This is a genomic window from Corynebacterium sp. 335C, assembly GCF_053525695.1.
On the sequence record NZ_JASTTB010000001.1, the window covers coordinates 1,592,056 to 1,617,972 of the forward strand.

23 protein-coding genes are annotated in these 25,917 nt (G+C 72.6%); 14 read left to right on the forward strand and 9 right to left on the reverse strand.

What is annotated here, in order from left to right; translation table 11 throughout:
* The 3 genes from QQS41_RS06895 (at nt 1) to QQS41_RS06905 (ending at nt 1,445) form a co-directional block, all read left to right on the forward strand.
* A complete protein-coding gene (locus tag QQS41_RS06895; protein ID WP_448851890.1) occupies nt 1–180 on the forward strand; it encodes a hypothetical protein in 180 nt (59 codons plus the stop codon).
* A 144-nt stretch (nt 181–324) separates the two neighbouring features.
* Nucleotides 325–1,035 (forward strand): AzlC family ABC transporter permease, encoded by a 711-nt coding sequence (locus tag QQS41_RS06900; RefSeq protein ID WP_448851891.1) that lies wholly within the window; start codon nt 325–327, stop codon nt 1,033–1,035.
* A gap of 92 nt (nt 1,036–1,127) precedes the next feature.
* Nucleotides 1,128–1,445 carry a branched-chain amino acid transporter permease gene (locus tag QQS41_RS06905; protein WP_448852003.1) on the forward strand — a complete coding sequence of 106 codons (318 nt, stop codon included), beginning with the start codon at nt 1,128–1,130 and terminating at the stop codon, nt 1,443–1,445.
* 91 nt (nt 1,446–1,536) lie between these two features.
* On the opposite strand, the gene QQS41_RS06910 is transcribed toward QQS41_RS06905, so the two are convergent.
* The 3 genes from QQS41_RS06910 to QQS41_RS06920 form a co-directional block, all read right to left on the reverse strand.
* Nucleotides 1,537–2,649, reverse strand: a complete 1,113-nt coding sequence (locus tag QQS41_RS06910) for a DUF695 domain-containing protein (RefSeq protein WP_448851892.1) — start codon at nt 2,647–2,649, stop codon at nt 1,537–1,539.
* A 106-nt stretch (nt 2,650–2,755) separates the two neighbouring features.
* Complete coding sequence (locus QQS41_RS06915; RefSeq protein ID WP_448851893.1) at nt 2,756–3,733, reverse strand: bile acid:sodium symporter family protein; 978 nt, start codon at nt 3,731–3,733, stop codon at nt 2,756–2,758.
* Nucleotides 3,734–3,854: 121 nt separating this feature from the next.
* The gene (locus QQS41_RS06920; protein ID WP_448851894.1) at nt 3,855–4,433 is read right to left on the reverse strand and encodes an SdpI family protein; all 579 of its coding nucleotides are present in this window, start codon (nt 4,431–4,433) and stop codon (nt 3,855–3,857) included.
* Between the two features lie 218 nt (nt 4,434–4,651).
* Here QQS41_RS06920 and leuS point away from each other — a divergent pair, with 218 nt between their 5' ends.
* Nucleotides 4,652–7,519, forward strand: coding sequence for a leucine--tRNA ligase (leuS, locus tag QQS41_RS06925; RefSeq protein ID WP_448851895.1), 2,868 nt, complete (start codon nt 4,652–4,654; stop codon nt 7,517–7,519).
* Between the two features lie 234 nt (nt 7,520–7,753).
* Here the strand turns inward: leuS and QQS41_RS06930 are convergent, their stop codons facing one another.
* From QQS41_RS06930 to QQS41_RS06945, 4 genes are all read right to left on the reverse strand, one after another.
* A complete protein-coding gene (locus QQS41_RS06930) occupies nt 7,754–8,218 on the reverse strand; it encodes a hypothetical protein (protein ID WP_448851896.1) in 465 nt (154 codons plus the stop codon).
* 179 nt (nt 8,219–8,397) lie between these two features.
* Nucleotides 8,398–9,309, reverse strand: a complete 912-nt coding sequence (locus QQS41_RS06935; RefSeq protein WP_448851897.1) for a universal stress protein — start codon at nt 9,307–9,309, stop codon at nt 8,398–8,400.
* Between the two features lie 250 nt (nt 9,310–9,559).
* Complete coding sequence (locus QQS41_RS06940; protein ID WP_448851898.1) at nt 9,560–10,030, reverse strand: MarR family winged helix-turn-helix transcriptional regulator; 471 nt, start codon at nt 10,028–10,030, stop codon at nt 9,560–9,562.
* A gap of 251 nt (nt 10,031–10,281) precedes the next feature.
* Complete coding sequence (locus QQS41_RS06945) at nt 10,282–11,376, reverse strand: inositol-3-phosphate synthase (protein WP_448851899.1); 1,095 nt, start codon at nt 11,374–11,376, stop codon at nt 10,282–10,284.
* A 515-nt stretch (nt 11,377–11,891) separates the two neighbouring features.
* Here QQS41_RS06945 and QQS41_RS06950 point away from each other — a divergent pair.
* From QQS41_RS06950 to trxA, 8 genes are all read left to right on the forward strand, one after another.
* Nucleotides 11,892–14,081, forward strand: coding sequence for a transglycosylase domain-containing protein (locus tag QQS41_RS06950; RefSeq protein WP_448852004.1), 2,190 nt, complete (start codon nt 11,892–11,894; stop codon nt 14,079–14,081).
* 9 nt (nt 14,082–14,090) lie between these two features.
* Nucleotides 14,091–14,270, forward strand: coding sequence for a hypothetical protein (locus tag QQS41_RS06955; RefSeq protein ID WP_448851900.1), 180 nt, complete (start codon nt 14,091–14,093; stop codon nt 14,268–14,270).
* Between the two features lie 230 nt (nt 14,271–14,500).
* Nucleotides 14,501–14,788, forward strand: a complete 288-nt coding sequence (gene rpsF, locus QQS41_RS06960) for a 30S ribosomal protein S6 (protein ID WP_448852005.1) — start codon at nt 14,501–14,503, stop codon at nt 14,786–14,788.
* A 50-nt stretch (nt 14,789–14,838) separates the two neighbouring features.
* Entirely contained in the window at nt 14,839–15,399 is a 561-nt protein-coding gene (locus QQS41_RS06965) for a single-stranded DNA-binding protein (RefSeq protein ID WP_448851901.1), read from the forward strand.
* 90 nt (nt 15,400–15,489) lie between these two features.
* Nucleotides 15,490–15,942, forward strand: coding sequence for a 50S ribosomal protein L9 (gene rplI, locus QQS41_RS06970; protein WP_448851902.1), 453 nt, complete (start codon nt 15,490–15,492; stop codon nt 15,940–15,942).
* A 713-nt stretch (nt 15,943–16,655) separates the two neighbouring features.
* Nucleotides 16,656–18,158 (forward strand): replicative DNA helicase, encoded by a 1,503-nt coding sequence (gene dnaB, locus QQS41_RS06975; RefSeq protein ID WP_448851903.1) that lies wholly within the window; start codon nt 16,656–16,658, stop codon nt 18,156–18,158.
* A 196-nt stretch (nt 18,159–18,354) separates the two neighbouring features.
* The gene (locus tag QQS41_RS06980; protein ID WP_448851904.1) at nt 18,355–19,431 is read left to right on the forward strand and encodes an acyltransferase family protein; all 1,077 of its coding nucleotides are present in this window, start codon (nt 18,355–18,357) and stop codon (nt 19,429–19,431) included.
* 123 nt (nt 19,432–19,554) lie between these two features.
* The gene (gene trxA, locus QQS41_RS06985; RefSeq protein WP_448851905.1) at nt 19,555–19,938 is read left to right on the forward strand and encodes a thioredoxin; all 384 of its coding nucleotides are present in this window, start codon (nt 19,555–19,557) and stop codon (nt 19,936–19,938) included.
* Nucleotides 19,939–20,094: 156 nt separating this feature from the next.
* Here the strand turns inward: trxA and QQS41_RS06990 are convergent, their stop codons facing one another.
* A complete protein-coding gene (locus QQS41_RS06990; protein WP_448851906.1) occupies nt 20,095–21,222 on the reverse strand; it encodes a serine hydrolase in 1,128 nt (375 codons plus the stop codon).
* A 105-nt stretch (nt 21,223–21,327) separates the two neighbouring features.
* Here QQS41_RS06990 and QQS41_RS06995 point away from each other — a divergent pair, with 105 nt between their 5' ends.
* Entirely contained in the window at nt 21,328–22,134 is an 807-nt protein-coding gene (locus QQS41_RS06995; protein ID WP_448851907.1) for a PspA/IM30 family protein, read from the forward strand.
* Nucleotides 22,135–22,156: 22 nt separating this feature from the next.
* Here QQS41_RS06995 and QQS41_RS07000 read toward each other — a convergent pair whose 3' ends face one another.
* Nucleotides 22,157–23,824 carry an NYN domain-containing protein gene (locus QQS41_RS07000; RefSeq protein ID WP_448851908.1) on the reverse strand — a complete coding sequence of 556 codons (1,668 nt, stop codon included), beginning with the start codon at nt 23,822–23,824 and terminating at the stop codon, nt 22,157–22,159.
* 215 nt (nt 23,825–24,039) lie between these two features.
* Between QQS41_RS07000 and QQS41_RS07005 the strand changes: the two genes are divergently transcribed.
* Nucleotides 24,040–25,338: an MFS transporter gene (locus QQS41_RS07005; protein ID WP_448851909.1), complete on the forward strand. Its 1,299-nt coding sequence runs from the start codon at nt 24,040–24,042 to the stop codon at nt 25,336–25,338.
* Nucleotides 25,339–25,917: the final 579 nt, after the last annotated feature.

Genomic DNA, 25,917 nt, shown 5'->3' on the forward strand with positions numbered 1-25,917 from the left:
ATGGTGGAGTTCCTGAGGAGCTGGACCGGGCTGATGATCGTGCTGGTCCTGTGGTGCGCCGTGCGCCTGCTCATCGGCTGGGACGAGTCGTTCAACGTGCGGCATCTGGCGAACCTGGCGCTCATCGGCACCGTCGCGATGGCGGTGCTGGCCGCGCTGCGGCGCTTCCGCGGGTACTGACCGCCGGCGCATCCGCCCCGCCGCGACGCGGGACGGGATCGCGGCCGGCACGCGGGACGCCATCGCGGGGCCGGGGGGCCCGCGCGGACCCCGATCTAGACAGAGCTGTCCGAAATGCGGCGCCGCGCGTGTAGCCTCGTCCCCGTGAACGCCACCGAGATCCGCCGCGGCATCGCGGACACGTGGGCCGTGGGCCTCGGCCTCGTGCCGCTGGGCCTGGCGTTCGGCCTGCTCGTGGCGCAGTCGGGCTTCGCGTGGTGGTGGGCGCCGGTGTTCAGCGTCATCGTCTACGCCGGCTCGATGGAGTTCCTCGCCGTCGGCCTGGTGCTGGCGCACACGGGGCTCATCGGCTCGGCCGTCACGGCGTTCCTGGTGAACTTCCGCCACATCTTCTACGGCCTCACCTTCCCCCGCGACGCCGTCGCCTCCCGCGTCGGGTGCGCCTACTCCACGTACGCGCTGACCGACGAGTCGTGGGCCATCGTCTCCGCCGTCCAGGCGCGCGGCGTGCGCCCGTCGGGGCCGCGCACGCTGACGGTCCAGATCCTGTGCCAGCTGCTGTGGGTCGTCCCCGGCATCCTCGGCGCGCTGCTGGGAACGGCCATCCCGGACGACGTCCGCGGCGTCGACTTCGCCCTCACCGCCCTGTTCGCGGTGCTGGCGGTCGACGCGTTCCGCTCCCACCGCGACTGGTCGCTGCCGATCACGGCGCTGGCGTGCGCGGGCGTCGGGTGGTGGCTCTCCCCCGAGCACATGCTCGTCATCGGCTTGCCGATCTACGTCGCCACGCTCGTGGCGCGCACGTGGTCGCCCGCGCTCGATCGGGCGCTGACGTGGACGGGGGCCCGGCGGTGAGCGCGGGGCCCGGGTCCGCGGCGATCGCCGCCGCGCGTGACGACGCGACCCTCGCCGCCGGCGTCTGGGGCCTGCCCCCGTCCCTGGAGGGCATGGGCGGCTACGTCCTCGCCTCGCTGCTGGTGATGGGCGCGGTGACCCTGGCGCTGCGCTGGGCCCCGTTCGCGTTCGTCCGGGTGCTGCGCGACTCGGAGGTCCTGCGGGTCCTCGGGCGGACGATGCCGGTGGGCGTCATGGTCGCCCTCGTCGCGTTCACCCTGGCCGGGGCGGCGGAGGCGCCGGGCCCGTTCTGGCCGGCGCCCGTCGCCCTGGTCGCGACGGTGGCGCTGCAGCTGTGGCGCCGCAGCATGGCCCTGTCCATCTTCGCGGGCACGGCGCTGTACATGGTCCTGGTGAACCTCGTGGCGTGAGCCCGCTCCCGTGGGCGGCATCCCCGCCCGCCGCGGCCCCGGAGCCGGGGCGGGGCTCGTCGTCACGCGCACCCCGCGCGGCGCGAACCCGCTACACGCGCAGGTGGCCGACGCGGAGCCAGCCCGGATCGGCGGCGGCCAGCACGTCGTGCTCGCCCTCCGACCAGCGGGCCGCGCAGGAGCGCAGCCGCGCCTCCGCGTCGGTCTCCCCGTCGACGTAGAAGTGCAGCAGCCGCACGCCGTCGGCGGTCTCGGCGGCGACGAACACGCCGTCGTCGCCCAGCGAATCCGCCAGCGCCCGGCCGAGCTCGTCGAGCGCCGCCAGCGACTCCTCCGTCGGCATGCCCTCCGCGTCGACGCCCGAGTACAGCAGCTGCACCGCCACGTGCGTGTTCCACAGCGGGTTGACCAGCGGGGTCAGCGGGCAGCGGGCGGTGACGTGCACCGGCGCGCCGGGCTCGCCGCCCTCGATGCCGTACCAGGCGGGGGCGGACTCGGCGACGGCGGCGACGTGGTCCGGCAGCTCCGGCAGCGGCACCGCGTCCGCCGGCGGCTCCGCGGAGAACGCGACGCCGCGCAGCCACACCGCCCGGCCCTCCTCGCCGAGGGTCTTCTGCAGCAGCGTGAAGCCGACCTGCGCGACCTCCGCCTCCGGCAGCTCCGCGAAGGCGGGGTGGAACAGGCGCACGTCGCAGACGGTGGTGCCGGCGCCGATCTCCACCAGCGCCTCGCGGGCGTCGATGTCGCGCGGGGCGGTGCCGCCGCCCGGCCAGCGCAGCACCGGATCCGGGTCCGGCAGCACGACGTCGAGGAACTCCCACGTGCCGTCCGGCTCCGGGGCGGCGTGCAGCCAGCGGCGCGCGGCGGCCAGCAGCGGCGGGGTGCCGCCCGCGGTGACGGTCAGGCGGTGCGTCGCGGTCTCCCCCGGCCCCGCCGCCCACATGAGGCCCGGGTCGATGGCGGCGATGCGGCCGCCGACCTCCGCGCGCACGTCGATTCCGGCGTCCTCGCCGCGGAACTGCCGGTCCAGGGACTCGGCCCCGCCGGAGGCCCACCACCCCCAGAACTCCGCGATGGCGGCGTCGCGGGCGGCGGGGTCCACGGCGGGCGCGGCCTGCGCCTCCGCCGCCTCCGCGGCCTGCACCTCGGCGGCGGCCTCCGCGCCCTGCTCGTCGTGGCTGGTCTGGTCGTTCGTGCCGGTCATGCCCCCGTGTCTAGCACGGCGGGCGCGCACCGCGTCGCGGGGCGGGGCACGGGCCGGATCGGGGCGTCGTCACGCGCATGGCGGGCGACCCCCGCGGCGCCGGGCCTCACCCGGCGGCGGCGACCCGCTCGTGGCCCCTGCCCCACCGGGCGGCGTACACGGCGCACATCATCAGCTGGATCTGGTGGAAGATCATCAGCGGCAGGATGATGACGCCCGCGGAGCCGCCGAAGATGACCGCCGCCATCGGCAGACCCGTCGCCAGCGACTTCTTCGAGCCGCAGAACTGGATGGCGATGCGGTCGCCGCGGTCGAAGCCCAGCTTGTCCGCCGCGAAGCCGGACAGCCGCAGCATCGCCTCCACCATCACCACCGACAGCACGCACAGGACGACGAGGTCGACGACCGGGACGCTGGACCAGATGCCCTCGACCATGCCCTGCGAGAACGCCGAGTACACGACCATCGCGATGGAGATGCGGTCCACGTTCTTCGTCGTCTTCGCCGCCGCGAACCGCTGCGTCCACCGCCGCGTCAGCTGGCCGACCAGGAAGGGCAGCAGCAGCTGCAGCGAGATGTCCCGGAACACGGTGGCGTCCACCGTGACGCCGTCGCCGGTGGCCATGAGCAGCATCACCAGCACGGGCGTGACGACGATGCCCAGCAGGTTCGACGCCGACGCCGACACGATGGACCCCGCCACGTTGCCGTGCGCGATGGACGTGAAGTTCACCGACGACTGCACGGTCGACGGCACCAGCGTCATGTACAGGATGCCCAGGTAGATGCCCGGCGCCAGCACCAGGTCCAGCGGCTTCAGCGCCAGGCCGACCAGCGGGAACACCACGAACGTGAACGCCAGGATGGTGAGGTGCAGCCGCCAGTGCTTCAGGCCGTCGAGGGCCTGCCGGGGGCTGAGCCGCGCGCCGTACAGGAAGAAGAGGAAGGCGATGGCCACCTTCGTCGCCACGGAGAAGCCGTCGGCGAACGCGCCGCGCGCCGGCACCAGCAGGCCGAGCACGAGCGCGATGACGATGAGGACGATCAGCGGGTCGGGGCGCCAGTTGCGCAGGCGGTCGAGCATGGGTGCAGCGTAACGGCCCCGCCCGGGTGGGCGGGGCCGTTCGGGGCTCCGGGGGTGCGGCGCGCGGGTCCGCGTGCGGTCGCCGACGCGGTGCGTGACGGCGGGTGCCGCGCCGGGCGGGCTACCCGCGGTCGGCGCGCTCGGCGGCGCGGCGCAGGGCGTCGCGGTCGACGCCGGGGCCGGACGGGGCGGCGGGGGTGGAGGGTGCGGCCGGGGCGTCGTCATGCGAATCGCAGGACGTGCACGTCGAGCAGTCGCCGCCGCAGTCGCCCGCGCTGTGGTCGTGGGCCGGCTCGGCGGCGCCGCCGGAGGAGCAGCAGCCGCCGCCGGCCTGCTCCTCCAGCACCTTGCGGCGCACGTCCCACGCGGCGATGGCGTTGGCGCCCATGGCCGCGCCGACGCCGATGAAGCCCAGCGACAGCAGGACGGCGACGACGGTCCACAGCCACAGCCAGCCCGACGTGCCCGGGCGGGCGGCGAGGAAGCCGAGCGCGGCGGCGCCGAACATCGCCAGGGCGGACACCGCCCACGGCGGACCCGCGATGCGGTGGGTCAGATCCCAGTTCTCCTTCGACTTCCGGGCCTCGGGGGCGCGGATGCCGATCCAGTCGTTGCCGGGCAGGTTCCGGGTCCACGCGAGACCGGCGACGACGGCCAGCGCGACGGCCAGGACCAGCAGGATCACGGGGATGACGATCATGGTGCCGAGTCTACGGCCCCCGGGTGCGGCGGCGGAAAACGGCGCCGGGCATGGCTCGGTGACGGGCGTGGGGACGGGGCGCCGGCCGCCCCGTGGAGGTTCCGCGGCGGCCCGGCGTTGGCTGCACGGCGGCCCCGCGACAGTCCCGCGGCGGCCGCGCCGGGCGGGGCCGGACCATGCGCGGCCGGGCGCTCCCCCGCCGGTTAGACTGTCTGACCATGACTGACAGCGCGAACTACAACTACACGCCGGAGTGCGCCGCGGCGATCGAGTCGAAGTGGCAGGGCTGGTGGAGCAACCAGGGCACCTTCCACGCCCCGAACCCCGTGGGCGCGCTGGCGCCGGCCGGCGGCGGCGAGCTGCCGGCCGACAAGCTGTTCGTGCAGGACATGTTCCCCTACCCCTCGGGCGTCGGCCTGCACGTCGGCCACCCGCTGGGCTACATCGCCACCGACGTGTTCGCGCGCTTCCACCGCATGCGCGGCGTCAACGTGCTGCACACGCTGGGCTACGACGCCTTCGGCCTGCCGGCGGAGCAGTACGCCGTCCAGACCGGCACCCACCCGCGCACCACCACCGAGGCGAACATCGCCAACATGGAGCGCCAGCTCGGCCGCCTGGGCCTGGGCCACGACAAGCGCCGCGCCTTCGCCACCACGGACACCGACTACTACCGGTGGACGCAGTGGATCTTCCTCCAGATCTTCAACTCCTGGTTCGACGAGCGCGAGGGCCGCGCCCGCCACATCGACGAGCTGGTCGAGGCGTACGTGTCCGGCGACGTCGCGCTGCCGGAGGAGTTCGACGGCCGCACCTGGGAGGACCTCGACCGCGTGGAGCGCGCCCGCGCCCTCGAGGCCCGCCGCCTGGTGTACCGCTCCAACTCCACCGTGAACTGGTGCCCGGGCCTCGGCACCGTGCTGTCCAACGAGGAGGTCACCGCCGAGGGCAAGTCCGAGCGCGGCAACTTCCCCGTCTTCCGCCGCCGCCTGGGCCAGTGGATGATGCGCATCACCGCCTACGCGGACCGCCTCACCGACGACCTGGAGCTGCTGGACTGGCCGGAGAAGGTCAAGTCCATGCAGCGCAACTGGATCGGCCGCTCCCGCGGCGCGGAGGTCGTCTTCACAGCGACGGGCAACGACGGCCAGGAGCAGGCCATCGAGGTCTTCACCACCCGCCCGGACACCCTGTTCGGCGCCACCTACATGGTCCTGGCCCCGGAGATCGCGCTGGTCGACGCCCTCGTCGCCCCGGTCTGGCCGGAGGGCACGCCGGAGGCGTGGACCCTGGGCATGGCCACCCCGGCGGAGGCCGTGGAGGAGTACCGCCGCCGCGCCGCCAACAAGTCCGACCTGGAGCGCCAGGAGAACAAGGAGAAGACGGGCGTCTTCACCGGCACCTACGCGGTGAACCCGGTCTCCGGCGCGCAGGTCCCGGTCTTCGTCGCGGACTACGTCCTGTCCGGCTACGGCACGGGCGCCATCATGGCGGTCCCGGCGCACGACGACCGCGACCACGAGTTCGCCACCGCCTTCGGCCTGCCCATCGTGGAGGTCGTCTCCGGCGGCGACGTCTCCGAGGCCGCCTACACGGGCGACGGCGCCGCGGTGAACTCCGCGAACGACGACGGCCTGGACCTCAACGGCCTCGCCGTCGCGGAGGCGAAGGCCCGCACCATCGAGTGGCTGGAGGCCCGCGGCGCCGGCCGCGGCACCACCCAGTACAAGCTGCGCGACTGGCTGTTCGCCCGCCAGCGCTACTGGGGTGAGCCGTTCCCGGTGGTCTACGACGAGGACGACGTGGCCCACCCGCTGCCGGAGCACATGCTGCCGGTGGAGCTGCCGGAGGTCGACGACTACAAGCCGGTGACCTTCGACCCGGACGACGCGGACACCGAGCCGCAGGCGCCGCTGGCGAAGGCGAAGGAGTGGACGACCGTCGAGCTGGACCTCGGCGACGGCCCGCGCACCTACCGCCGCGACACGAACGTCATGCCGAACTGGGCCGGCTCCTCCTGGTACCAGCTGCGCTACATCGACCCGCTGAACGACGAGGCGATGTGCGACGTCGAGAACGAGCGCTACTGGACGGGCCCGCGCCCGGAGGTCCACGGCGAGGGCGACCCGGGCGGCGTCGACCTGTACGTCGGCGGCGTCGAGCACGCGGTGCTGCACCTGCTGTACTCGCGCTTCTGGCACAAGGTGCTGTTCGACCTCGGCCACGTCACGTCGAAGGAGCCGTACCGCCGCCTGTTCAACCAGGGCTACATCCAGGCCTTCGCCTACACCGACTCCCGCGGCGTCTACATGCCGGCGGAGGACGTCGTCGAGCGCGACGGGAAGTTCTTCGTCGGCGACGTCGAGGTGTTCCAGGAGTACGGCAAGATGGGCAAGTCCCTGAAGAACGCCGTCTCCCCCGACGACATCTGCGACAACTACGGCGCGGACACCCTGCGCGTCTACGAGATGGCGATGGGCCCGTTGGACACCTCGCGCCCGTGGGCGACGAAGGACCTGGTCGGCGCGCAGCGCTTCCTGCAGCGCGCCTGGCGCCTGGTCGTCGACCAGTCCACCGGCGGCCTCGCGGTCTCCGACGCGGAGCTGGACGAGGCGGACCTGAAGGCCCTGCACCGCACGGTCGACGGCGTCACCGGGGACTACGAGAACCTGCGCGACAACACCGCGATCGCCAAGCTCATCGAGTACGTCAACCACCTGACCAAGCGCTACGCGGAGTCCTCCGCCCCGCGCGCCGCGGTGGAGCCGCTGGTGCTCATGCTCGGCCCGGTGGCCCCGCACATCGCGGAGGAGCTGTGGCAGCGCCTCGGCCACGACGGCTCCCTGGCCCACGGCCCCTGGCCGGAGGCCGAGGAGAAGTGGCTCGTCGACGACACCGTCGAGCTGCCGGTCCAGGTCAACGGCAAGGTCCGCGCCCGCATCCAGGTCGCGGCCGATGCCTCCCGCGAGGAGCTGGAGGCCGCCGCGCTGGCCGACCCGAAGGTGGAGGCGCACACCGCGGAGGGCACCGTCGCGAAGGTCATCGTCGTGCCCGGCAAGATGGTCAACGTCGTCGTGAAGAAGTAGCGCCGCTCCCCCGCGGCCGCCGCGCCGCCCCTCCGGGCGGTGCATTGCGCCGGAAGGTGCGCAGGTGGCGCGGGGAATGCTGAAAGAGGGGGCGCACCCATCATGGGTGCGCCCCCGCTGTGCGACGGTCCCTCCCCCGGCTCCCCGGCCAGCGCCGGGCCCCGGGTCCCCCGCCGTGCCGGGTGGCGCCGCCGGGGCGCGGCGGACGCACCGTGCCGGGCCGCGGGCTCCGCGTCAGGGGGCGACGCCGAGCATGAGGATCGGCATCGTCGACGTCATCCAGATGAGCGTCCACGGCAGCAGGATCCACACCATCGCGATCCACGGGCGCCACCGCTCGAATCGCCTCCACTTCGAGTAGCACTGCCAGAACCCGCCGAGGGCGCCGACGAGCGACACGGCGCTGGGCACGAGCGGGAACACGATCTCCCACGTGCGCGAGCAGATGAAGGACGAATGGCCGGCGTCGCACAGCGGCCCGCCGGAGACGGCGCCCGCCACCGCCACGACGATCGCGGACAGGATCGTGAGGACGATGACCGCGCCCGTGTACCAGTAGGCCATCCGGCCGGAGCGGACGTTCCTCTCGAGGCGATCGAGCGGGTCCTCCCCCGCCGTGCGGTCCCGCCGCGCGCGGTCGGCGCGGGCTCGGGGCTCGTCGGGCGGCTGCGGGGCTGCGTGCGGATCATCGGCGGACATGGGCCCCAGCCTAGGCAAGCCGCCGCGGCCGGGGCGACCCCGCCGGGCGCGGCCGCCGCCGTCGGACACCCGGCGGGCCCGCGGCTCCGCGGGCGGCGTCGCCGCGGCGCGGGCGGCGTCGTCACGCGACCACGCGGAACCCGCAGGCACCCGCGGGCGCGCGCGGCGGGCGACCCGGGCTACGCCGGGGTGATGAGCATCGGCGACGGGACGTGCTTCACCATGTGGTTCACCGAGGTGCCGGTGAACACGCGGCCGAAGGGGCCGAGGCCGGAGGAGCCGATGACCGTCAGGTCGCCCTTCTTCCACTTCACCGAGCCGACGGCGCCCTCCCAGCCGTGGCCCGAGCCGACCTCCAGCTGCAGCCGCAGCTCCGGGTGGCGCGTCAGCGCGCGGTCCTGGCCGCGATCGAGCAGGGCCATCGCCTGCTCCTGCCACTCGATGATGAGGTCCTCGTCGCTGCCGAAGCCCGAGTCCGTCGGGTACATCGTCGCCCCGCGCGGCGTCAGCGCCAGCAGCCGCAGCGGCACGTCCCACGCCATCGCCAGATCGGCGGCGCGCTCCAGGGCCCGGTGCGACTGGGCCGTGTCCAGGTACGTGCACGTCACGCGGGTGACGCCGTTCTTCGACAGCTTCGGCGCCCGCGGCGTCAGGCCGACCGGAACCGGGCTGTGGTGCAGCAGCGCATCGGCGGTCGCGCCGGCGCGGAAGTGCCCCGACGGGGAATGCGCGCGGGTGCCCAGGAGGACGACGTCCGCGCCGAAGTCCCGGGCGGCGTCCGCGATGGTGCCCGCCTCGTTCGCCGCCTCGACGACCAGCGTCGGCGACTCGTCCAGCATCCCCTTCCGGATGCCGTGCGCCTTGCCGGCGGCGCGGATGGCCTTCTCGGTGGCGCGGATCTCCGTGCGGGCCCACGAGTCGTCGTCGCCGAGACGGGCGAGCGACGTCAGGGGCCAGCCGCGGGACAGGACGGCGACGGTGCGGATGCGGACGCGGCAGGTGCGGGCGAGCCAGGCCGCATGGGCCATGACCTCGCCGCCGGCGGCGCCGGGGCGCCACGCCACGAGAACGCGCAGGGGCGTCGACGACATCGGTGTGCGTCTCCTCGGGGTCGTTCGGGGACAACTACGGGGCCGTGCATCTGCCCGGCGGTCGTCGCGGCCGCGCGCGGCGGCGGGTCGCGCCTCCGCGGCGGTGCGCGGCGGCCCGCGCGGGATGCGCGCGAACGCCGGGCAAGCACGAGTTTAACCACGGGCGAACGACGGGGAGACCCGGGTTGCCGAAGACGCGGAAAACCGCCGCACCGGCGACGGGGTCGCGGATGCGGCGGGGACGGGCCGATCAGGCCTCGGGGGCGGCCCCGGCGTAGGAGTCGAGCATGCGCTTGAGGATGGGGCCGACCTTGTAGGCCAGCTGGAGATCCTCCTGCGACAGGCCCTCGAACATGACGGCCATCTGGCGGTCGCGCTCGTCGGAGACGCGCTTCAGCTCCTCGCGGCCGGCGTACGTCAGCTCGACGCGGACGCCGCGGCGGTCCTTCGTGTCGCGCACGCGGGCGACCATCTTCGCCTGCTCCAGGTGGTGCACCGCGTTGGAGGCGGTGGGCATTCGGATCGACTCCGCCTGGGCCAGCTGGTTGATGCGGCAGGGACCGAGATGGTCGAGCGTCATCATGATGGACAGCTGGGCGCGGCTGAGCTGGGACTCCTCGCTCCGGCGGCTGTACATGAGCTCCGCACGCGTCAGCAGCGGGCGAACCTCCCTGGCGACGTCGAGCGGCGTCAGGTCGGTGGTCTCGGTGGTGTCGGTCATGGGCCGAACTCTAGCGGAAAACGGGCCGGTCCCGTTCCGGCCCGAAATAGTCAGCATCAAATTGTTATTAACCCAGACATTGAGGTTTCGGGAGATTAATGACCGCCGTTAGTGGATGTGACACGGCGAAGCCCCGCGACCTGGACTTCCGCGGCGGGCGGCGGCCCCTGCGGGTCCGCGCCGCGCCCGGGATCCGGGGGACGCGGGGCGTTACGCCGGGGGTGATGACGTATCACCCCCGGCGGCGGCGGCTACTTGCCGTCGTCCTCGCCGACGATGAACTTCTCCAGGCGCGCGCGGGCGACGTCGTCCGGCAGCTGGCGCGGCGGGGACTTCATCAGGTAGGAGGCGGCCGGGTACACCGGGCCGCCGACGCCGCGGTCCAGGGCGATCTTCGCCGCGCGGATGGCGTCGATGATGATGCCCGCGGAGTTCGGGGAGTCCCACACCTCGAGCTTGTACTCCAGGTTCAGCGGCACCTCGCCGAACGCCTTGCCCTCCAGGCGGATGTACGCCCACTTGCGGTCGTCCAGCCAGTCGACCCAGTCCGACGGGCCGATGTGGACGTTGCGGTCGTCGATCTTGCCGGCCAGCGGGCCGGTGAGGTTCGACGTGACGGCCTGCGTCTTGGAGATCTTCTTCGACTCCAGGCGCTCGCGCTCCAGCATGTTCTTGAAGTCCATGTTGCCGCCGACGTTGAGCTGCAGGGTGCGCTCCAGGCGGACGCCGCGCTCCTCGAACAGGCGGGCCATGACGCGGTGCGTGATGGTGGCGCCGACCTGGGACTTGATGTCGTCGCCGACGATCGGGACGCCCGCGTCCTCGAACTTCTTCGCCCACTCCGGGTCGGAGGCGATGAAGACCGGCAGGGCGTTGACGAAGGCGACGCCCGCGTCGATGGCGCACTGGGCGTAGAACTTGTCGGCCTGCTCGGAGCCGACCGGCAGGTAGGAGACGAGGACGTCGGCCTCGGCGTTCTTCAGGGCCTGGACGACGTCGACCGGCTCCTCCGCGGACTCCTCGATGGTCTGCGCGTAGTACTTGCCCAGGCCGTCGAGCGTCGGGCCGCGCTGGACGGTGACGCCGGTGGCCGGCACGTCGGCGATCTTGATGGTGCAGTTCTCGGACGCGTCGATGGCGTCAGCGAGGTCCTGGCCCACCTTCTTCGCGTCGACGTCGAACGCCGCGACGAACTGCACGTCGGAGACGTGGTAGTCGCCGAACTGGACGTGCATCAGGCCGGGGACGTCGTCGCCGGCGGCGGCGTCGCGGTAGAACTCCACACCCTGCACGAGCGAGGAGGCGCAGTTGCCGACTCCGACGATGGCTACGCGGACGGGGCTCATGTGACTCGTGGTCTCCTTGTCTTCTCGTTCGGGGTCGGCGCGACGGTCGGCCCCCTAACCCGGGAAACCGTATCCCCGCGGCGGCATCGGCTCGTAGCCCGGAAGCCCCGGTCAGGCGGGTTTACCGATAAAGACGTGCGGCTTTCGTGGACGCCGCCGCCCGCGCGGGCGCGCGCGGGTGCGCGGGCGCGGCCGGGCGGGGGCGCGGGTGCGCGGGGGCGCGCGGCGGCGCCCGAGGGTGCGCGCGGGGCGGGGCGCGCGGGTCACGTGCGGTGCGCGTGTGGCCTGCGTTTCGCGCGTGACGACGGCCACCGCCGCGGCGCCGGGGCCCTCCGCGGCGCGGTACGGGGTTCGCGTGGGCGGGGGCCGCCGCATATCCTGGGAGATCGAATTCCCATCGGACCCTTGGAGAGCTCGTGACGAACGATTCCCGCTACCCGTCCGACGACGTCTCGGACGAGTACTACGACTACGACGAGGACGACTACGACGAGGAGTCGTCCGGCGGCTGGAGCGTGTGGGCGTGGCTCGGCATCGCCGCGGCCATCATCATCCTGTTCCCGGTCGCCATCTTCGGCATCTCGTATGCCGCGACCGACGTGCCGGACCCGGAGGAGCTGGCGAACAACCAGGTCTCCATCATCTACGAGCGCGACGGCGAGACCGAGCTGGCGCGCATCGTGCCGGAGGCCGGCAACCGCCGGCCGGTGCCGCTCGACATCGTGCCGGAGGAGGTCCGCAACGCCGTGCTGGCGGCGGAGGACCGCGAGTTCTACGAGAACCCGGGCTTCTCGCTGACCGGCTACGCGCGCGCCGCGTGGGGCGTCGTCACGGGCGACCCGTCGATGGGCGGCGGCTCGACGATCACGCAGCAGTACGTGAAGAACGCGGTCGTCGGCAACGAGCGCACCATCACCCGCAAGTTCCGCGAGCTGGTGATGTCCGCGAAGATGGCGCAGGAGTGGTCGAAGGACCAGATCCTGGAGGCCTACCTCAACACCATCTACTTCGGCCGCAACGCGTACGGCATCGCGGCCGCGGCGGACGCCTACTTCGGCAAGTCCATCGAGGAGCTGACCTTCGAGGAGGGCGCCGTGCTCGCGGCGGCCATCCAGCGCCCGTCGGAGCTGGACCCGTGGGTCAACCGCGCCGAGGCGGAGAACCGCTGGAACTACGTCCTCGACGGCATGGTCGAGATGGGCGTCATCTCCTCCGCGCAGCGCGGCGCCGCCGTGTACCCGGAGACCCGCGACCCGGCGACCGTCCCGGCGCCGCAGCAGGTGGAGGGGCCGGAGGGCCTCATCAAGAACCGCGTCATGGCGGAGCTGGCCGACGAGGGCATCACGGAGACCCAGGTCTCCACCCAGGGCCTGCGCATCACGACGACCATCGACCCGGTCGTCCAGCAGGCGGCGCTCGACGGCGTCGAGGCCAACGTCAACAAGGAGGGCGGCCAGCGCGCCGCCGTCGTCTCCATCGAGCCGCAGACGGGCGCCATCCGCGCCTACTACGGCGGCGACGACCCGAACGGCTGGGACTTCGCGGCCAACGGCCTCCAGACCGGCTCGACGTTCAAGATCATCACGCTGGCGGCGGCCCTCGACCAGGGCATCCCGCTGTCCGCGCAGTACTCGTCCGCGCCGTACACCTCCGGCAACGCGACCATCAACAACGTCGGCGGCGCCTCCTGCGGCACCTGCCCGATCCACGAGGCGCTGAAGCAGTCCCTCAACACCCCGTTCTTCCGCCTCCAGGACGACCTGGAGCACGGCCCCGACGACACGGCCGCCATGGGCCACCGCCTGGGCATCGCGGAGTCCATCCCCGGCATCGAGAAGACGCTGATGGAGGAGAACGGCCACTCCTACGAGGGCATCACCCTGGGCCAGTACCCGAGCCGCCCGCTGGACATGGCGTCCGCGCTGGCGACCCTGACGGCCGACGGCTTCTACCACCGCCCGCACTTCGTCGCGAAGGTCGAGACCTCCGACGGCGAGGTCCTGCTGGACCGCCAGAACGGCACCGAGGGCGAGGAGCGCGTGTCCAAGGCCGTGGCGACGAACGTCATCGACGCCATGAAGCCCATCGCCTCCTACTCCGGCAAGCCGCTCGCCGGCGGCCGAGAGTCCGCCGCGAAGACCGGCACCACCCAGCTGAGCGACACCGGCCTGAACAAGGACGCCTGGATGATCGGCTCCACCCCGCAGCTGTCGACGGCCGTGTGGATGGGCATGGTCGACTCCTCCGCCCTGTACAACAGCTGGGGCGGCGTGATGTACGGCTCCGCGAACCCGGGCTCCATCTGGAAGTACACGATGGACACGGGCCTGGCGAACGCCGAGTACGAGTCCTTCACCGACCCGGAGCCGATCGACGGCGTCGCGGGCATCCCGGACGCCCCGGTCCAGACCTGGGTCCCGACCGAGACGGCCACCGACACCGGCACCGCGACGACGACCGAGGAGTCGGCCCCGTCCACCACGGAGGAGGCGCCGCCGGCCGAGGGGCCGGGCATCGACGACATCCTCCCGCCGGGCATCATCCCGGGTGACGGCAACGGCGGCGGCGGAAACGGCGGCGGCAACGGCGGCGGCAACGGCGGCGGCGGAAACGGCGGCGGTGGCGGCAACGGCGGTGGCGGCGGAGCCCCGGCGCCCGCGCCCGCGCCGGGCGACGTCATCGGCGACCTCATCCCGGGCAACTAGGGGAGCGCCGTGGACGGCTGGGTCATCGCCACGATGGCGTGCGTCGGAGTGGGGTTCCTCCTCTTCGGCGCGGCCTTCGCCGGCTTCATGTACGGCATGCGCCGTTCCCTCGTCCTGGCGCTGTGCCTCGGCGCCGGACTGCTGGTGACCGTCATCCCGGTCATCATCGCGCTGACGGCGGCCATTTGACCGCCGCCCGCGCCTCCCGCGGGGTGCGCAGCGGCCCGCGGGCAACCGCGAACGGGGGCCGCCCCGGCTTCGGCCGGGGCGGCCCCCGTCGTCGTGCGCGGGGCGGGATTGGCCCCGGCCAGGGGGGATGGGGTACCCTGCGAGGGTTGCCTGACGCAACGTACCCTCCTGCCACGGCATCCGGCCGTGGCCGATTCCGAATTACTAGACCATGGGAGGTGATGAGGTCCGTGCGTCACTACGAAGTCATGATCATCGTCGATCCGAAGATCGACGAGCGCACCGTCGGCTCGTCGCTCGACAAGTACCTCGAGATCGTCCGCAAGGACAATGGCGAGGTCAAGAAGGTGGACATCTGGGGCAAGCGCCAGCTGGCGTACCCCATCGAGAAGAAGAACGAGGGCATCTACGCCGTCGTCGAGCTCGACTGCGAGCCCGACACGGTCAAGGAGATGGACCGCCGTCTCAACCTGAACGACTCCATCCTGCGCACCAAGGTGCTGCGGGCGGATCGCTAAACCGGCGCCACCGGTAACCGGGACGCCAACCCGCTAAGGAGCGAAACCGCATGGCACAGGGAGAAACCCCGATCACGCTGGTCGGCAACGTCGTCGCCGACCCCGAACTCCGCTACACCCAGAGCGGCGTGGCCGTCGCGAACTTCCGCGTGGCCTCGACGCCGCGCGTCTTCGACCGGAACACCAACCAGTGGACCGACGGCGACGCGTTGTTCCTGACGTGCAACGTCTGGCGCGAGATGGCCGAGAACGTGATGGAGACCCTGTCCAAGGGCATGCGCGTCATCGTCCAGGGCAAGCTGCGCCAGCGCAGCTACGAGACCCGGGACGGCGAGCGCCGCACCGTCTACGAGATCGAGACCGACGAGGTCGGCCCCTCGCTGAAGTTCGCGTCCGCCCAGGTCAACCGGAACCCGCGTTCCGGCGGCGGCCAGGGCGGCGGCTACTACGGCGGCGGTGGCGGCAACTTCGGCGGCGGAAACCGCGGCGGCCAGGGCGGCCAGGGCGGCGGCCAGTCCCGTCAGGGATTCGGCGGCGGCCAGCCGGCCGAGGATCCGTGGCACTCCGCCCCGCAGGCCGGCGATTTCGGCGGCGGCGAGCCCCCGTTCTGACGGCGGCGGCCGGGCGATGACGTCCGGCCACCCGGTTGAATCCCCAACTTCTCTTTTCCACCACAGACATTCCACCGAAAGGCAGGGATCATGAAGCTGATCCTCACCGCCGCCGTCGACCACCTCGGTGTCCCGGGCGACATCGTCGAGGTCAAGGCCGGCTACGGACGTAACTACCTGCTTCCGCGCGGTCTGGCCATCGTCGCCACCCGCGGCGCCGAGAAGCAGATCGAGGGCATCCGCCGCGCCCAGGAGGCGCGCGAGATCCGCGACCTGGATCACGCCCGCGAGGTCAAGGGCGCCATCGACGCCCTCGACAACGTGAAGGTCGCCGTCAAGGCGTCGGAGAGCGGCAAGCTCTTCGGCTCCGTCACCAAGGCCGACATCGCCGACGCCGTCCGCGCCGCCTCCGGGCAGGCCGTCGACAAGCGCGCCGTCGAGCTCGCGCCGGGCCAGATCAAGGCCCTCGGCAAGCACACCGTGGACATCGCGCTGCACCCGCAGATCACCGCGCACGTGTCCGTGGAGGTCGTCGCCGGCTAGTCCCGGTTTCACTTCAGACGACGGCCGCGTCCGGTCGGGACGACCGGCGACCGCGGCCCAATGACAACAGCGCACCTGGGGGCCCCGAGCCCCTCCGCCCGGCGGCGGGGGACGGGGCCCTTCGGTGTGTCCGGGGGAGGGTGCCGCGGCGGCCGCGACGGTTCGGCGGCGGGGCCGGCCTGCTCCGGCGGCGGTGACCCCGGGGCGCCGCTCCGGTGCCCGGAGAGGCCTCCGCGGCGGGTCGGGTGGGGCTCCTGTGGTCGTGGATCCGGCATCCGCGCAGCGCACGGGCACGTTGTGGACAACGTGTGGGCAAATCGGGGATTCCGTGCCATCCCGGGGTTCCCCAGGGGGAATCCCCGGTGAACGCAGGGTGACGGCGTACGCCTGGAGGGCCATACCCCCGGTCGGATCGTGGATTGTGGACGACACGCCGCATCACCCTTCTGACCTGCGGATATGCGGCGTTTCCCGTGGTCGCGGCGAGTTTCCGGGCGAGTTGTCCACGTGGTTGTCCACACTCCGACCTGGACATTCACCGGCGGTTCACATTTCATCCACGGTTGTCCACACCCGGTGTTGATGAACCGGGGATCGGGGCGCCCCCGGGGGCCGGTGCGGGCGGATTCCGGATGTCGCCCCGGGCGGTACAGTCGGACGGGCGACGGCCCCGGATCGGGGGCCATGCGACGGGAGAGGAAGGGCGTGCCGGAATGACCAGTGCGGACGGTTCGCGCGCGGAGGACCGCGCCTACTTCGACGACGACGCGGGGGTGTCGTTCGCCGACGACGCCCCGCCGCCGCCGGAGCCGGACGCCGGCCCGGTGCCGCCGGATCAGGAGTACCGGCGCCGCGGCGAGGCCGCCGCGGGCGGCCTGTCCTTCGACCGGCAGCCGCCCCACAGCATCGAGGCGGAGCAGGCGGTCCTCGGCGGCATGCTGCTCAGCTCCACGGTGATCGCGGACGTCGGCTCGGTGCTGCGCGTCGACGACTTCTACCGTCCGGCGCACCAGTCCATCTACCAGGCCATCCTGCACCTCTACGCGGAGGTGGAGAACGTCGACGCGATCCTCGTCGCCGGCCGGCTGGATCAGGTGGGGGAGCTGGAGCGCATCGGCGGCGCCCCGTACCTGCACACGCTCATGGCGATGGTGCCGACCGCCGCGAACGCGCACTACTACGCCAAGATCGTGGCGGAGAAGGCGGCGGTGCGCCGCCTCATCGACGCGGGCACGAAGATCGTGGCCCTCGGGCAGGCGGGCGCGGAGGACTCGGAGGCGGTCGACCTCATCGACCGCGCCCAGCAGCTGGTCTTCGACGTGTCGCGGGACGACGAGCGGGTGGACTACGCCTCCGTCGGCGAGCTGATGCCCGGCACCCTCGACGAGATCGAGGAGCTGTCCTCCAACGGCGGCCTGTCGCAGGGCGTGCCGACGGGCTTCACGGACCTGGACCGGCTGACCAACGGCCTGCACGGCGGCCAGATGATCATCGTCGCGGCCCGCCCGGGCGTCGGAAAGTCGACGCTGGCGATGGACTTCGTGCGGTCGGCGTCCATCGCGCCGAAGAAGGAAGACAAGAAGACGTCGGCCATCTTCTCGCTGGAGATGTCGAAGTCGGAGATCATGATGCGCATCCTGTCGGCGGAGGCGCGCGTGAAGCTGGCGGACATCCGCTCCGGCTCCATGGACGACAGCAAGTGGGGCAAGCTGGTCAACCGCGCCGGCGCCATCGAGGACTCGCCGATCTACATCGACGACTCGCCGACGCTGACGATGATGGAGATCCGCGCCAAGGCCCGCGACATCAAGGTCCGCCACGGCCTCGACCTCGTCGTCGTGGACTACCTGCAGCTGATGACGTCGGGCAAGAAGGTCGAGTCCCGCCAGCAGGAGGTCTCGGAGTTCTCCCGCCAGCTGAAGCTGCTGGCGAAGGAGCTGGACGTCCCCGTCGTCGCCATCTCCCAGCTGAACCGAGGCCCCGAGGCGCGCACGGACAAGAAGCCCCAGGTGGCCGACCTGCGCGAGTCCGGTTCGCTGGAGCAGGACGCCGACATGGTCATGCTGCTGTACCGCCCGGATTCGCAGGAGCAGGACCACGAGCGCGCCGGCGAGGCCGACATCATCCTGGCGAAGCACCGCGGCGGCCCCATCGGCACGATCACGGTCGCCTCGCAGCTGCACTTCTCCTGCTTCGCGAACATGCACCGGGAGTAGCGCGCAGGCCCGTGACCACGTGATTCCGGCCACCGGAATTCACATATGCGCGTCCGTGCAGCTACGCTGTTCACACACGCCCCACGCGTCGCGCCGACCCGCGCGACGGCCCATGACCCCGGAGGCACCGCTGACGCAGAACGGGCACCAGCGCACGGACACCGCGACCGCCGCACCGGCGGCCGCGGCGCGACGCGTGCCCAGGGTCCAGTGGGTCGACGCGGCGAAGGGGCTCTGCATCCTCCTCGTGGTCCTCGGCCACGCCATCACGGAGCTGACCAACCACGGCTGGACGTCGGCGCGCTGGGCGGAGGTCAACCTCATGCTCGGCCCGGTCCGCATGCCGCTGTTCTTCCTCGTCTCCGGCCTGTTCGCCGCGAAGGCGCTGTCGGAGTCGTGGCCGCAGCTGGCGAACCGCCGCATCTGGGTCATGGTGTGGCTCTACGTCATCTGGGTGCCGGCCCGCGAGCTGGTGCTGGCGCTCATCCCGCGCACGGTGGTCGGGGAGGGGATCATCGCCCCGCCGGCGGCGCTGGACCCGGCGTCGTGGCCCGCGATCGGCGCCCGCATCGTCCACTCCGTGTACGAGCCGACGTCGTACCTGTGGTTCCTCTACGCCCTGGCGCTGTTCGCCATCCTGTCGAAGGCGATGCGGCGCATCCACCCGGTCATCCAGGTGGGCCTGGCGGCGGCGGTGAGCGTGTGGGCGCCGTTCCAGGAGGCCAGCTGGTCGTGGGACTTCATCTCGCAGATGTACGTCTTCTACCTGCTGGGCATGTACGGCGCCCCGTGGATCTTCCGCCTGGCGCGGGCCCGCCTGCTGCCCGTCGTGCTGGTGACGGGCCTGGTGTACGTTGCCGTCGCCGGCCACATCTACGTGACCTACCCGCACTTCAACATGGGCAACCAGGGGCTCACGCGCCTGCTCCTGTCCCTGACGGGCGTCACGTGCGCGGTGACCTTCGTGTCCATGTTCGAGGGCACGCGCGTGCTCCTGCCGTTCCACGCGCTGGGCCGGCGGACGCTGCCGGTGTTCCTCATGCACATCCCGGTGCTGGTGCTCATCATGTTCGGCCTGAACATGGTGTTCGACGCGGACCCGGTGGTGCCGCTGCAGACCGTGCTGGTCACGGTGGCGGCGGCGGTGGCGTGCCTGGGCATCCACCGGCTGCTGCTGGCCGCGGGCGCCGGCTGGATGTTCGCGCGTCCGGCGTGGGCGCGCGAGATGACCAGGGAGCGGGACCGGGAGCCGGTCATCACGCTGCGCGGCTGACGGGGGAGCGGCGCGGGAGGCGTCGTCACGCGAACCCCCGGGGGCATCCCGGGGAATAGCGCCGGCGCGGGGGACGTTGCACCGCCCGAACGCGACCCACCCGATGAAAGACGAGGTTCACCCATGGCCACCATCGACGTCACCAACGACACCTTCGAGTCGACCGTCACCGGCGGCGGCAGCGTCCTGGTCGACTGCTGGGCGACCTGGTGCGGCCCGTGCCGCCAGTTCGCCCCCATCTTCGAGAAGGCGTCGGAGGACAACCCCGACGTGACGTTCGCGAAGCTCGACACGGACGCGAACCAGGAGGTGTCGGCGATGCTGGGCATCCAGTCCATCCCGACGCTGCTGTTGTTCCGCGACGGCATCCTGCTGTTCCGCCACTCCGGCGTCATCCCGGGCGAGGCGATCTCGGACATCCTGGCGCAGGCGCGGGAGCTCGACATGGCCGAGGTGCACGCGAAGGTCGAGGAGGCCCGCCGGGAGGCGGAGCAGGGCGGCGAGTAGCGCCGGGCCCGAACGCGACGGCGGCGGCGCGCGATCCGGAGGGGATCGCGCGCCGCCGACGTCGTCATGCGCGGGGTGCGCGGGTGCGCGGGTGGCGCGGGGGGGTGCGTTGCGACGTCCGCCGCGCCGCGTCCGCGCCCGCGCCGGGCGGGGCGCCTAGCTGACGCGGGTGCCGCGGACCGCCCAGCCGACGAGGAAGCCGATGACGGCCATGCCCAGGGCGGTCAGCCCCACGAGGCCGGCGACGGGCATCCCCGGGCCGTCCTCGACGGGGGAGGCGACGGGCTCGCCCGGCTTCGCGTCGTCGTCGAGGTGCGGGACGACGATGCCGTCGGGGAAGACCATCTCGACGGCGCGGGTCGCGGCGGTCGACGTCTCGTCGCCCGTCGTCAGCACCGCCATGGTGAAGCGCTGATCCTCGCCGAGGAAGCCGGCGGACGCGCGGATGTGCGGGTCCGACCAGCCGCCCTTCTGGGCCACCATCTCGCCGTCGAGGGCCTCGCGCAGGCCGAAGTCCTGCCCGGCGTTGCCGTAGGAGTACTTCGGCAGGGAGTACATGAGGCGCACGAGGTAGTCGGTCTCGTCCTCCGACAGGCCGCCCTCGCCGTCGAGGACGCCGGCGAAGAACTTCGCCATGTCCTCCGGGGAGGAGGTGGACGCCGCCCAGTTGGCGCGCGGCTGCGTCGCGTCGGACAGGCCGTAGCGCTCGCGGACGGACTCGACGATCTCGCCGCGGCCGTAGGCGGCCCACAGCGCCGACGTCGCCTCGTTGTCGGAGTAGCGCATCGCCGAGTCGCGCAGCATCGCGTCCTGGTTGCCCTCGCGCGGCATCTCGCCGCGGCCGCGCTCGATCTCGCCGTCCTCGGGCCGCTCGTAGTTGGAGTAGGCGACGACCTCGGCGACGAACACCTTCACGATGCTCGCCAGGGGGAACGGCTTCTCCCCGTTGACGTTGGAGACCATCCGGCCGGTGGCGCGGTCGTAGAGGGCCATGCCCATCTGGACGCCCTCGGCCTCCATCTCCTCGGTGGCCTCCTCCATCCGCTTCTGGACCTCGTCGTAGTCGAGGGCGGGCAGCGGCTCGGCCGGTCGGTCGGCGGCGGGCTTCCCCGCGGGCTCGTCCGCGTCGTCCGCGTCGCGGCGGGAGTGCTCGGCGCTCTCCGTCTTCCCGTCGGAGTCGGAGGGTTCGGCGAGGGCGGCGGGGGCGGCGAGGACGCCGGCGGCGGTGGCGGCCGCCACGACGGCGAGGGCCGCGCGGCGGCGGCCGTTCCTGAGGCTCAGCATGGACGGGGATGTTACCCCTACGATGGCGGTGTATCTCCGGGAGCCCGGACCATGACCACACCGGCCGCCGACGCGCGCCGGCCGCCGAAAGCGAGTGATGCCGACATGCCGAATCCGTTCAGCAAGGGCTGGAAGTACGTGATGTCGTCCTTCGACAAGAAGATCGACGACAACGCGGACCCGAAGGTCCTGCTCCACCAGGCGGAGCAGGAGGAGCGCCGCCGCCACGACGCGATCCAGCGGCAGGCGGCGGAGATCATCGGCAACCGCAACCAGCTGGAGATGCAGCTCGGCCGGCTGACGAAGGACCGTGAGAAGCTCACCGCCAACACGAAGGCGGCCCTGGAGCAGGCGGATCGCGCCCGCGCCGCGGGCGACGAGGCGAAGGCCGCGGAGCTGGAGAACACCGCCGAGGTGTTCGCCTCGCAGCTGGTGTCCATCGAGCGGGAGCTGGAGGACACGACGCAGATGCACGGCCAGGCGGTCGCCGCCGCCGACGAGGCGCAGAAGCAGGCGAAGCTGTCGCAGCAGCGCCAGCAGGAGCTGAAGGCCCAGTTCCGCGAGCTGGAGGCGCAGGCCGATCAGGCGGAGATGCAGCAGCGCACCGCCGCGACGATGGACGGCATCCGCGCCATCGAGGGCGACCGCAACGTGCCCACGCTCGACGACGTGCGCGAGAAGATCGAGGGCCGCTACGCCCGCGCCCTCGGCGCCCAGGAGCTGGCGCAGGACAGCACCGCCGGCCGGATGGCGGAGATCGAGGCCGGCACGACCGACGCGCAGGCGTCGATGCGCCTGGAGGAGATCCGCGCCCGCATGCGCGCCGAGTCCGCCGGCGAGCTCGGCGCCGGCGGCTCCGGCTCCGCCGCGGGCGAGCTGGAGTCCGGCGACGGCGCGGACGGCGCGAAGTAGCCGCGCCCGGGCCCGCGCCGGGCTACAGGCCGCCGTTCTCCCGGCGGCGGTTGAGCAGCAGGCTGCGGATGCCGGCGTGGAAGCCGTCGCGCAGGTTGACGCGCTGGTTCTCCGTCAGCGTGTACTCGTGCAGCGTCTCGCAGGCGAACTGCAGCAGCGGGCGGTCGATGTGCGTCGGCAGGCCGCCGCCGGACAGCAGGTGCGCCTCGTCGCGCTGCTTCTCCGTCGCCGCGGACTCGTACCACCAGGAGGCGTACTGCTGGCCGACGTCGAACGGGGTCTGGAACCCGGCCGACGCCCACACCTCGTTGGGCAGCGGCACGTAGCGGCTGCGCAGCTTGCGGCGCGGGGCCATCATCGACGGGCTCGGCCGCGGCGCCGGCTTCGGGGCGGCCGCGCCGGGCGCGTCGCCGTGGTCGGCGCCGCCGTCGTGGCCGTGATCGCCGTGTCCGTCGCCCGCCCCGTCGGAGCCGGCGTCCGGGCGGGCCGGGGACGACAGGCCGCCGACCTGCTCCGCCTGCTCGGCGGCGGTGGTCTGCGCCTCCGCCGGGACCTCGCGGCGCCCGGCCTTCGCGGCGACCTGGATCTCCGCGTCGCGGGGGTCGTCGGCGCGGGCGGTCGGGGTCGCGGGGGCGGCCTCCTCGGCGTCGCGGCGGTCGCGCTCCTGCTCCCGATCACGGTCGCGCGCGCAGGCGGCGGCGACGCGGGCGGGGGAGGGGGCGCCGAAATCGGCGGTGCCGGACCGCTTTCCGCCGTCCTTCGCCGCGGCGTCGCCGTCGTCCGCCCGTCCGGCGTCCGAGCCATCGGCGGCTCCGCCGGCCCCGTCGCCCTCGGACGCCCCGTCGCCGGAGCCGTCGGGACGGCCCACGCCGGCGGCGGCCTCCCCGGTCTCCCCGGCCGCGGCGCCGTCCGCGCCGGCATCGTCCGAATCGGCCGCGCCACCGGCGTCGCCGGCCCCGGCGGAGGCCTGGTCGCCCTCGCCGGAGGTACCGGGGGAATCGCCGCCGGAGCGGTCGCCGTCGTCACGCGACTCACCGGAACCCGGCGGCGTCACCCGGGTGTCGGGCACCGCGGTGGCCCCGTCCTCCTCCGGCGGCTCCGCGTCGCCGATGGGCTTGCCGCGCACGACCGGCGGCAGCGGGCCCTCGAGGACGTTGATCTGCATGGCCTCCGCGAAGTCCTCGCGGGGGTCGAGCACCGTGGTGGAGTCGCACGCGTGGCGCAGCGCGGAGGACATGGAGTCCCAGCCGAAGCCGTAGAGGTGCACGCGCACGCCGGCGTTGGAGACCTCCGTGACGCCCGGCAGCATGTCGGCGTCGCCGGAGACGAGGACGATGTCGGAGGCCTGCTGCCGCAGCCCGGCGATCACCATGTCGGTGACCAGGCGGGTGTCGACGGCCTTCTGGATGCGCCGGTTGCCCCATTCGATGAGCTGTCCGGCGCGCAGCTGCACGCCGTCGATCGACCGGAGGCTCCGCTGGTAGCGGTGCGGCCCCGATTCGGGGATGCCGTCGTACCAGAGCTGCCGCTGGATGGGCTGCCCGAGTTGCCTGCTAATCATGTCGTCCAGGACGCGGACGACCTCGCGGAGATCTATCTCCAGCTGGGCCCGCGCCCCGGTCTCCCACGAGTTGTAGAAGCTCGCGAGGAGGTAGGAGGTGTCGACGTACACGAGCGTGCGTTCAAGCATGTCCCTTCATCCCTTCATTGATTCATAAGTCAGTTTTGTCCACCCTCCAGGATGCACGACCGGCGCGGGTTCCCGCCGCCGAACGCCGGGGGCGACCGGGGATGGGGCCGGGGTACCGTGGTCCGGGCGGGCGCCCCGCCGCTGGTCGGGCGGGGCCGGGGCGGCCCGCCGGCGGAGGCGGAAAAACTGTTTCGGCGAGGAGGCTCGTACCCGTGGTGCGGAAGTGGTTCCTGATGCTGGTCGCCCTGTGCGTCGCGACGCAGGGCATCTTCAACGGCGCCCGCGTCCTGGTGAGCTACCGCATCCTCGACTTCGGCGGCGATGCCGCGACTGTCGGCGTCTACACCGCCGCCTTCTCCCTGGTCCCGCTGCTCATCGCGGTGCCCGCGGGCCGGCTGGTCGACGACGGGTCGGCGCCGGCGGTGATGCGGGCGGGGCTCGTCGCCACGCTGGGCGCCGCCGCGGTGATGGCGCTGTCGCCGAACCTGCCGGTCCTGATGGCCGGGTACGTGCTCATGGGTTTCGCGCACATGGTGACGCTCATCGCCGCGCAGGGGATGGTGGCGAAGCTGCGCGGGTCGACCGCCGGGCTGGATTCGCTGTTCGCGTACTTCACGCTGGGCATCTCCGTCGGCCAGTTCGCGGGCATCCTCTTCTCCGGCTGGATCGCGGCCATGGGGCAGGGCTCCGGCGGCGTCGACACGACGCCCGCGCTGTGGGCGCTGGTCGCGGTCGGGGTGCCCGCGCTGATCGCAGGCTGGGTGCACGCGGGCCGCTTCGCGGTGCTTGACGACGTGCGCCCCGCCGGCTCCCGCCCGGGCGCCGGCGGGGACGCCGGCCGGGGCGCGGCGGGCGGCGCCGCCGGGGCGCGCTCCGGCCGTGGTCCCGGTGCCGGCCCCGGCCGCGGCGCGGGTGCCGGCGACGGGGCGGGGCACGACGCCCCGTGGGCGATCCTCGGGCGCCGCGGGATGCCCCAGGCGATGCTCGCGTCGGTGTCCGTCATCGTCGCCATCGATCTGCTCACCGCCTACATGCCGGTCGTCGGCGCGGAGACGGGGATGTCCGTCGGCGAGGTGACGATGGTCCTGTCGGCCCGGTCGGGTCTCGCCATCGTGTCCCGTGCGCTCATGCCCGGGATCCTCCGCCGTCACCGCCGTGACCGGGTCATGCTGGTCGCCGTCGTCGCCGGCGTCGTGCCGCTGGCGGTCATGCCGTGGCTGGGGAACGCGTGGGCGATGGCCGTCGCCGTCGGCATCTGCGGCTTCGCATGGGGTCTGGTCATGCCGATGACCATGACGTGGGTCTCGCAGCTCGCCCGCGAGTCCGACAAGGCGATGGCGCTGTCGGTCCGGCTCATGGGCAACCGGCTGGCGCAGGTCGCCGTCCCGCCCGCGGCAGGCGCGGTGGCCGCGGGCTCCGGCGCCGCGACGGTGTTCGTCTTCGCCGGCGTCCTCATGGCCGTGGCGACGGCGGGGACCTTCCACGCCGCGAAGGCGGGGACGCTGCCCCGGTAGGTGCGCACCTCCCTTGTGAATGAGGAGAGCGGGTGCCGGTGGGGGACGCCCCTGGGCGGAGTGGCCCAGGGGACGGGGTGGACGCCGCGCCGGCCCGGGAGGAGACCCCGGACCGTGCGCGCATGCGCATGAACGTGCGTTGCAGGGTCAGTGAAGTGCGTCGTGACCAGCGATTTTGTTCCCGCGTTCACGTGTGTGTAATGTTCTGGGGGTCAGCGCGGCTGACGGGTTCGCCCGGTTCACACCGGACGAGGAACCCGGGAGCATGAAGCGTTGGTTGGGGGAGCACCGACATGGGTTCGGGACCGGGTTTGACTCGGGTTCCGGGTTGTGTGTAGTGTGGCTCCTCGCCGCTTCGGACGGGGTCCGTGAGGACTTCTGGTGCCGGGGTGTGCGCGTGTTTTTTGAGAACTCGATAGTGTGCCGATGTACTAAAACAAGTCATTTGGTCGTTGGTGGCGGGTGCCGGCAGCCCTTTTTTGGCGGGGCTGTTGAAACCTAATTTTTGCCAATGACTGCTTGAACATGTTGGCTGCGTCGCCTGGTGCGATGCCGGTGTCAGCCCCTTCCCTAGTCGGG